Source organism: Paraburkholderia guartelaensis (genome assembly GCF_004353905.1).
In the GTDB taxonomy this organism is placed as follows: domain Bacteria; phylum Pseudomonadota; class Gammaproteobacteria; order Burkholderiales; family Burkholderiaceae; genus Paraburkholderia; species Paraburkholderia guartelaensis.
The window spans coordinates 1-7,811 of the sequence record NZ_SMOD01000092.1; the positions used below are offsets into that span (position 1 = coordinate 1).

The 7,811-nt window shown below is 62.8% G+C and carries 4 protein-coding genes and 3 pseudogenes; 4 read left to right on the plus strand and 3 right to left on the minus strand.

Annotation, left to right across the window (positions count from 1 at the left end; genetic code table 11):
• From E1N52_RS42405 to E1N52_RS42415, 3 genes are all read right to left on the minus strand, one after another.
• Nucleotides 1–206, minus strand: a 206-nt coding sequence (locus E1N52_RS42405) for a transposase (protein WP_484217453.1), incomplete at its 3' end; no start/stop codon positions are given.
• A gap of 160 nt (nucleotides 207–366) precedes the next feature.
• A complete protein-coding gene (locus tag E1N52_RS42410) occupies nucleotides 367–1,521 on the minus strand; it encodes a GGDEF domain-containing protein (protein ID WP_133191009.1) in 1,155 nt (384 codons plus the stop codon).
• 121 nt (nucleotides 1,522–1,642) lie between these two features.
• Nucleotides 1,643–2,218: a UbiX family flavin prenyltransferase gene (locus tag E1N52_RS42415; RefSeq protein ID WP_133191005.1), complete on the minus strand. Its 576-nt coding sequence runs from the start codon at nucleotides 2,216–2,218 to the stop codon at nucleotides 1,643–1,645.
• A gap of 527 nt (nucleotides 2,219–2,745) precedes the next feature.
• Here E1N52_RS42415 and E1N52_RS42420 point away from each other — a divergent pair.
• The 4 genes and pseudogenes from E1N52_RS42420 to E1N52_RS42435 form a co-directional block, all read left to right on the plus strand.
• Nucleotides 2,746–2,997 (plus strand): annotated as a pseudogene (locus E1N52_RS42420) (type VI secretion system contractile sheath large subunit); the annotation flags it as partial.
• 96 nt (nucleotides 2,998–3,093) lie between these two features.
• A pseudogene (locus tag E1N52_RS42425) lies at nucleotides 3,094–3,426 on the plus strand (type VI secretion system tip protein VgrG); the annotation flags it as partial.
• A 497-nt stretch (nucleotides 3,427–3,923) separates the two neighbouring features.
• Nucleotides 3,924–7,487 carry an ImcF-related family protein gene (locus tag E1N52_RS42430; protein WP_133191007.1) on the plus strand — a complete coding sequence of 1,188 codons (3,564 nt, stop codon included), beginning with the start codon at nucleotides 3,924–3,926 and terminating at the stop codon, nucleotides 7,485–7,487.
• Nucleotides 7,488–7,639: 152 nt separating this feature from the next.
• Nucleotides 7,640–7,811, plus strand: a pseudogene (locus E1N52_RS42435) (IS5/IS1182 family transposase); the annotation flags it as partial.

Here is a 7,811-nt window from a genome sequence, read left to right on the forward strand (position 1 = left end):
ATGGCTCGCAGCAACTTCTCTGGCGCGATGCTCGGCCGCCCGCCCTTTATGTCCGCTTCGTACATCTGGGCGAACTGTCGATCCATCTTCGCCAGCGCTTCATTCGCCATCACGCGGATCGAACGCAACGGATGCGACTTGGGGACGAAGTCGTCCAGCTTGCGCATGGAAAACAGACTCTCGGTGAATGTGTCGGCGCCGCGCATGATCTCCAGGGGACAAGTAGTGGTCCATCTATCAACGCCTCACGAGCTCTGCGCGATGACGTGTTTAAGCGGTATTTCAGCGGCCTGCTAAGAGGGCTAGCAAAAAGAATGCGCGCAGCCTACAAATGGCTGACTTGAATGCCCGACATGGCTTGGCGTATTAGAGAGCCAGCATTTCGAGCCGGTTGCCGCCCAGCGATTTCGCGCTGTAAAGGGCGGCGTCGGCGGCGGCCAGCAGGTCGGAGAGCGTGGACGCTTCGTACCCATGCTGCGCGAGGCCGATGCTCACGGTGGCGCGGATGTCGACGCCTTCGACCTTGTGCGCGACGGTTTGCGCGAAACGCCTCGCGATCGCTTCGCCCACCGCTTTGGCGCGCAAGCGGTCATGGCCCGGCAGCAGGGCGACGAACTCTTCACCGCCGATGCGCGCGAGGATCACCTCGGGTCCCATGGCGCTACGGGCAATGTCCGCGAACGTCTTGAGGACTTCGTCGCCGGTCTTGTGGCCATAGCGATCGTTGATCGCCTTGAAGCGGTCGAGATCGAAGGCGAGGAGCGAAATCGGCTGACTCGCTTCAACCTCGCTCACCACGCGCTCGCCTTCTTCGAAGAACCAGCGGCGGTTGCCAAGGCGAGTCAGATAATCGGTTTGGGATTCGCGCAACAACTGCCCGTGCGTTTCCTCACGGATCAGCTTGAGCAGGGACATGGGCAGAATGATCGAATACAGCACGCCCTCATACATCGTGATCTTGCTGGCGAGCGCGACGAAGCCGTCCCCATAGCGGTTCCCCAGCAACGGAAGGACAAACGTCCTGAACACGTAAAAGAGCGCGTGGAATCCCGTGACGAATGTCGCGACGTGGCGCGATTGTCCCCCTTTTATGCCGTCGCCGCGCAGCAGTTCGCGCGAGGTCATGGCGCTCACCAGCGCGATGGGGAGCGCGCTCGCGTAATACCACATGGCCTGCGGATGGCGTGCGCCCCATGTGGCCCATGTCAGCGCGATCAACGCGAGCAGGGCGATCGAGCCCGCCCGGTATTGCCGCCCGTTCAAAGTCGCAACGCCGTGCAGCACCAGCAGATAGCCGACCATGATGACGAGGTTGCTCAGGGCTGAGCCCCATACGCCGGGCAGGTCTGCGCGGACGAGCACCGCGGCGCAGCCGGTTGCGAGGGTGGCGTATCCCGCGGCCAGTATTCGCAATGCCTTGCTGCGCGCGGGATGCGTCCGATGCTCCCAGAGCGTGATCAGGGAACTGGCTAGCAGGGTCCCGATCAGGAGAAAGTAGATGGTAAGTAGATCGACGTGCATCGCGGGCGTGAGGCTTCTACGCCGGTACATCGCGGCGAACGCGCATTTTACGCCGAAACTTAATAGTGCGATGTTCGGTCCCTGATTGTCCGCCGCGTACGGCCAGCGTGCCTCAGCGGCTTCACGCGTCGCGCCACGCCTCGCTGCGTTCTGTATCGAGCCCGAACTGGTCGTGCGCGCGACTCACCGAGTGATCGACCATTTCCCGCAGGCTCGCGGGCTTTGCGTAGAACGCGGGAACCGGCGGGAACACCACCGCGCCGGCCTCGGTCACCGTCGTCATGTTGCGCAGATGGATGAGGTTCAGCGGCGTTTCCCGCACCATCAGCACGAGGGGCAGGCGCTCCTTCAGCACCACGTCGGCGGCGCGCGTGAGCAGCGTGCTGGTGACGCCCGAGGCGATCTCGCCGACAGTGCGCATCGAGCACGGCACGACGAGCATGCCGAGCGTGCGGAACGACCCCGACGCGATGGAAGCGCCCACATCGGCGATCGGGTGGACATGGTCGGCGAGCGCGTGGACGGCTTCGCGCGAGCGGGTCGACTCGTATTCGCACGTGAGTTCGGCCGCGCGGGACATCACGAGATGCGTCTCGACTTCCATCTCCCGCAACATGCGCAGCGTGCGCTCCGCATAGATGAAGCCCGTGACGCCGACGATCAGCCGCTTGCGGCCATGCAGGGCGCGCTTACTCATGATCGCCTCTGAACAGCGTGGGGGCGAACGGGCGTGGGTCCACCTCCTTGAACTTCGCCCGCACGAATTCGTCGCGCAGATGGTACGGCGCCGTGCAATCGAAGATGCGGCGACGCTGCGACGTCCTGTTTGCCATGCTGCGAGACGGCACCTTTTACGAACCCAAGTCAGCCCCTAACGCTTGACGAACCACATAGGGGCACCCCCCGGCCAAAGGATGAAACAGTGAATCGTCCCGGGACTCACACCCCGATATCAACAGGCAGGCCTAACCAAAAATCGGCGACATCGCAACCGGATTGATGCCGCGTTCCCGATCTGGACAAGAGCCAGCCATTTTTCATATGAATACTCTACGAACCATTCCCCATTTCCGATAGCCTGTCGCCGGGTATGGGTTAAATGGGATTCATGGACGGTTGTCAGGACTGCAAAAATGAAGGTGACCCGGTGCGACTGCACGGAAACCGGCGTGCCTGAATGGACCCACAGCTGCATGCGGGCGAGATTGGCGACGCCTATATCGAACGACCAGGGACCGGCGCCTGCTTCAACTCGAACTGAGCAACTGGATCAAGGGTCTTGTCGCCAGGATGAAGGACCCGGGCGACGAGCTGCAGGCCTCGCACCCACTGCGCGAGGCGAAGGTGATAGTCGAGGATATCGAGGACAACCCGGGCTTCTTCCGCATCAAGCTCTTCATCATCCCGCACTTCCAGGTGGAAGGCATGGACATCGGCCTGTCGCTGGTGTCACAGATGCCCAGGGCCAAGAGCTGATCACACCGCTGATCTGACGTTTTCTGTGCAAGTCGCCGGGGTACCCGTGGGTGCCCCGGCGGTGCTTTTGCGTTTTGCGTATCCGGGAGGTTTTCGATGTCGTGGCTCATGCCGTTACAGGCTTATGAATTGAAGCTGGCGCCGCACCCCGCGCCGTTCTCGATCGTGAAATTTGCTGGCCATGACAGGATCAGCCAGCTCTACGGGTACGAGATTGAATTCACAAGCCCGATGGCGGGTATTCCGATGGATCAGGTGCTTGGGCGTCCAGCCCGGTTCATCATCGATCCGGTCGACCCGAATATGGGCCACCTTCAACGCATGTTCGGCGAGAACGCTGCGAAGTTCAGCACGAAGCCACCCGCACAGACCGTCCACGGCATCATCACGAAGTTCGACGAACTCGAGACCTCCGCCGACGAGACGCGTTCGTGGCACGACGGAGTTCGACCTGATGTGGTTCGGCTCCTCGTTGCCGTCCAGTTGCGTAAGGCGGCAAGTGAGGTGCTTGCTAATGGAGTCGCCGAGGCTGCGTCGATTCTGCTTGTTGGCAGTCCTTCCATTGCCGGACAGATGAACGACAAGCCTGCACTACGCATCCATCGCCCAGCGCGGGGAACCCCGGAAAAAGCGGCGGACGTACTGAAGCTTGCTGTCCGTTGGGGAAGGACATCGTTCGACGAAACCGGAACGACATGGCGCACCGGACTTGGCAAGGATGCCTCAAGGAAGATCCGGTCGTCGTGCCGGTTTGGAAACCGGATGAGGCCCGTCGACGTTGATGAGACCGTTGGCAATGCCGGCGCGGCACGCGGGTGGCTCGCGACAACGCTGGCCGCTGCAAACGCAGCACTTATGAACGAACCCCAGCTCGTTATTGCGCAGGAAGGCGATGACCTGGTTGCACTGGTATGCCAGAAACAAACATGAACGATCAAACGCCACGGCCCGCAGCGCTTTTCATTGGTATCGCGATAACCATCCTGTTTATTATTCTTGGCCTTGCGACGTGGTTCGGGGGGATCGAACAGGGGGGGAGTCAAAACACACGGATCAATATTGAGCTGGCTCTTCTCTCGGGGCTGCTGCTGTGCCTGATTTTTGTGAAGTTATTTGAGGCCATTCTCCTCTGGATCGCTTCCATGCGGGCGACCCGATGGCTGATGCGATATGACGCGCAGTCGAACGTTCCGAAATCAGATCAGGCTACCAGTTCATCCAGGTCCGGCTCGCTGGCAGAAGAACTCCGGGACCGCCACGGCTGGCGTTGGCGCGGGCGCGATCGCTGGGTGCTTGTTGCTGGAGATGAGCCACTTGTGAAACGCCTGGTCCCGGGGCTCATCGAGACCGGCTACGCGTTCACGGGCGATACCGTCCTGCTCTACGCGAAGCAGACCACCGACAAACTCGAAACAGGCTGGCTCGAGGAAATCCACCGCCTGCGTCGTCGTCGCCCGGTCGATGCGATCGTCGCGCTCACGCGCAACCGTATTTCCGCAACTGCGCCGTTTGATGCCGACGGCCTTGCGCAACGGCTCGCACGCCATGCTCGTGCGCTGCGCTGGGCGGCGCCGACCTATCTGGTCAACGTGACGGACTTTGGTACCGAGCCGACGGGGCCGGACGCAGCTATCGGCATTACCTGGGCGAACACGCGAGTGAATGCCGAAGAAATTCGGGCTTCGCTTCAAGGCCTCACGCGCAATCTGGCAGACACAGGTGTCGCGCGGATTGCTGCGGACAATCACGACCGCTACCCGGCCGAGCTTTCGCAGCATATCGAGCGGCTAGGTAGCGCCCTGTCCGGACTTGTGGTGCAGACGGCGAATTCGCGTTACTGGCGTCAGGCCGTTCATGGTCTCCTGTTTGCGCCGCTCTTCAGGGAGCGGGAGCTGGCACCGCCTCAAGCCGCTGAGAAGGCCGAGGGCAACGCAGACGATCAACCGGAAGCCGATCCCATCGCTCCACAGCAACGCTCAGTCTGGCAGACGATCGCTGAGCACAGCCGAAAAATTCACGGCCGTCGCGTGGGTTTTTCACCGTCGATCATCGCCGCGTGGATGACTACAGGCGTGGTCGCTCTCTGGATCGTGGGCACGATGGTGTCGGGCTTCTCAAACCGCGCAACGATCAGCGCGGCGCAGGACACGCTCGCGAAGCTGTCCGGAACCCTGAGCCCGGCGCAGAGCATGCAGACACTGGACAACCTCGACAAACAGATCGACACGCTCGAGACCCGCCAGCGCGACGGTGCGCCCTGGACTACGCGCTTTGGTCTGAATCGCGACAGCGCCCTGCTCGCCGCACTGTGGCCCGGTTATGAGGACGCTGCAGGCCGTATCCTCGTTGGGCCGATCCGCCAGAAACTGGAGGATCGCCTGCGCCAGCTGGCCTCGATGTCCGACGCGGAGATCGCCAGCGGCGGCAACGCCCAGGCGCAGGCCGCCTACGATACGCTCAAGGCCTACCTGATGCTCGCCAGGCCTGAGCGGGCCGTCGCGTCGTTCCTGACGCCCCAGCTCCTGGCAACGCAGGCGCCTGCCCGCCCGTCAAACGCGTCACTGTCGGCCGGCACATGGGAGGATCTGCGCCAGCACGCTATTGGATTCTTCGCGGATCACCTGGGCCGTCGACCTGCGGCGAATGGTTCGACGCTCGCCATCGATCCGGACAGCAGCCTGGTCGCCGCCACGCGGCAGACCGTCATTGGAGTGCGCGGCATCCAGAACTCGACCGATACGGTCTACCAACTGATCCTCGACGACGCGAAGCCGAAGTATCCGCCGGTGTCGCTCGCCACCCTGCTGGGCGACACCACAGGGCGCGGCCTGTTCAACACCACCCAGACCATTCCAGGCGTCTTCACCCGCGAAGCATGGGAGCAGCGCATCTCGAAAGCGATTGACGAGGCGAGCAGGCAGGGGAACGTCGCTGGCGACTGGGTGCTCTCGGACGCGAAGACTGCAAGCTCAACGTCGTCGACGCTGAAAGTGGAACTGCGACAGCGCTACTTCAACGACTACGCGCGCGCATGGGAGCAGTTCCTCAACAGCCTGCGCTGGCAGCCTGCGCCGACACTGTCAGCCACCGCCGACCAGCTCTCGCTGCTGGGCGACCCGCAGCGCTCGCCGCTCGTCGCGCTCATGAATGCCATCGTGTATCAGGCAGGCGCGGGCGCCACGGCGCAATCGCTCTCCGATACGCTGATCAGCAAGGCACACCAGCTTGTCGGTGCCGACGAGAAGAATCCGTCGAAGCGGGTGCAGCCTCAGATCACACCGCTCGCGAATGCGTTCGGTCCGATCCTGCGGTTGACCGGCAGCGATCTTGTATCCGGCGTACCGGCGCTGGCTGGCAAGGCGGTTGCACAGGTGGCGACGACCGGTGAGCTGAGCCTCGCCCGCTATCTCGAACGGGTCACCGCGATGCGCCTGAAGCTGGAACAGATGGTGAACAGTGCCGACACGGAGGCCATGTCGCGTGTGGCCGCGCAGGCGGTGCTTCAGGGCAAGACCTCGGATATTGCGGACAGCCGCGACTATGCAAGCCGTGTCGCGGCAAGCCTCGGCCAGCAATGGGCCGGTTTGGGCCAGCTGTTCCAGGCACCGCTCGACCAGACCTGGCAGGCGGTGGTACAACCTGCAGCAGGCAGCCTGAACGACATCTGGCGCAGTTCGATCGTCGCTGACTGGAACACCGCCTTCGGTGGCCGTTATCCGTTCGCGGATTCGGACAACGATGCGTCGCTGCCCGAGATGGCCCGCTTCATGCGCCCGGACAACGGCGTGATCGCCCAGTTCGTCACGACGCAGCTGGCTGGCATTGTCGAGCGTCAGGGTGACCGGTGGGTCGCCGCGCAGGGCGCGGGTACGCAACAGGACACCCTGCGGCTTGATCCGGGCTTTCTGGAAGGGCTGAACCGGTTGATGCGGGTCTCAACCGTCCTGTTCCCGTCGGGCGACGCGCATGTCCGCTTTGATCTGCGCGGTGTCGCGACGCCGGGCGTGACGGACATGAAGATCGTGCTGTCGGGGCGTGAGCTCGAGTACTTCAACCAGAAAGAGGACTGGGTGCCGTTCGAATGGCCGGGCCAGTCGCTCGAGAACCTCTCGCACATCGAATGGCAGACCGAACAAGGCGACCTGCGTTCGGCACTCGATGCACAGGGCCGGTTCGGACTGATCCGGTTGCTGGAGCGGGCGAAGGTCTCCCGGCAGGACAATGCGCGCTGGCTGCTGATGTGGACGCCGGATGCAAGCCAGGGCATTGCGCTCAGGATCCAGCTGCGCAGCGAGGCCGGCGCCGGACCGCTTGACGTCCTGCAGCTGCGGCACCTTGCATTGCCCGCGCGCATCTTTCTGACCGGCAGCGCGAAGCCGGGGTCGAAGGCGACTGCCAGCGGTCCTCCGCCCCTGCCGCCGGCGGCCATCGCCGCAGCGAAACACGCGGCGATGCCCCTGCCGCAAGGCATTGTGCCGGAGGTGCAATGAAGCTGGGCGAACTGCTCAGGAGCGTCTTTAGTCGGCCTTGAACAATCCGCGAAGGCTTATGCGGCAAGGCTCTGAGGCCGAATTGGTGTTGTGGGAATTGCAGGGACCAGGCATATTGACGCTTGAATCCTGCAAATCCTGACGAGGTGCGGATGGGTCCGAAGACGCCTGTGACAGAAGGAGATTTCTTCCGGCAGCCGCTGCGTGAGCAGATCAATCTGAAACATCCGCTGGTGCGGCTGGCTGAACTGATCAACTGGGATCGGCTGGGCGTGGCAATGAGCGAGAGCTTCGTGTCGCGCAAGGGACGGCCGGCAACATCAC

What these genes read in the sequence shown, in the direction of transcription:
- E1N52_RS42415 (WP_133191005.1), bottom strand. Translation starts at nt 2,218, where the DNA reads ATGAGTAAGCGCGCCCTGCATGGCCGCAAGCGGCTGATCGTCGGCGTC.
- E1N52_RS42430 (WP_133191007.1), top strand. Translation starts at nt 3,924, where the DNA reads ATGAACGATCAAACGCCACGGCCCGCAGCGCTTTTCATTGGTATCGCG.
- E1N52_RS42410 (WP_133191009.1), bottom strand. Translation starts at nt 1,521, where the DNA reads ATGCACGTCGATCTACTTACCATCTACTTTCTCCTGATCGGGACCCTG.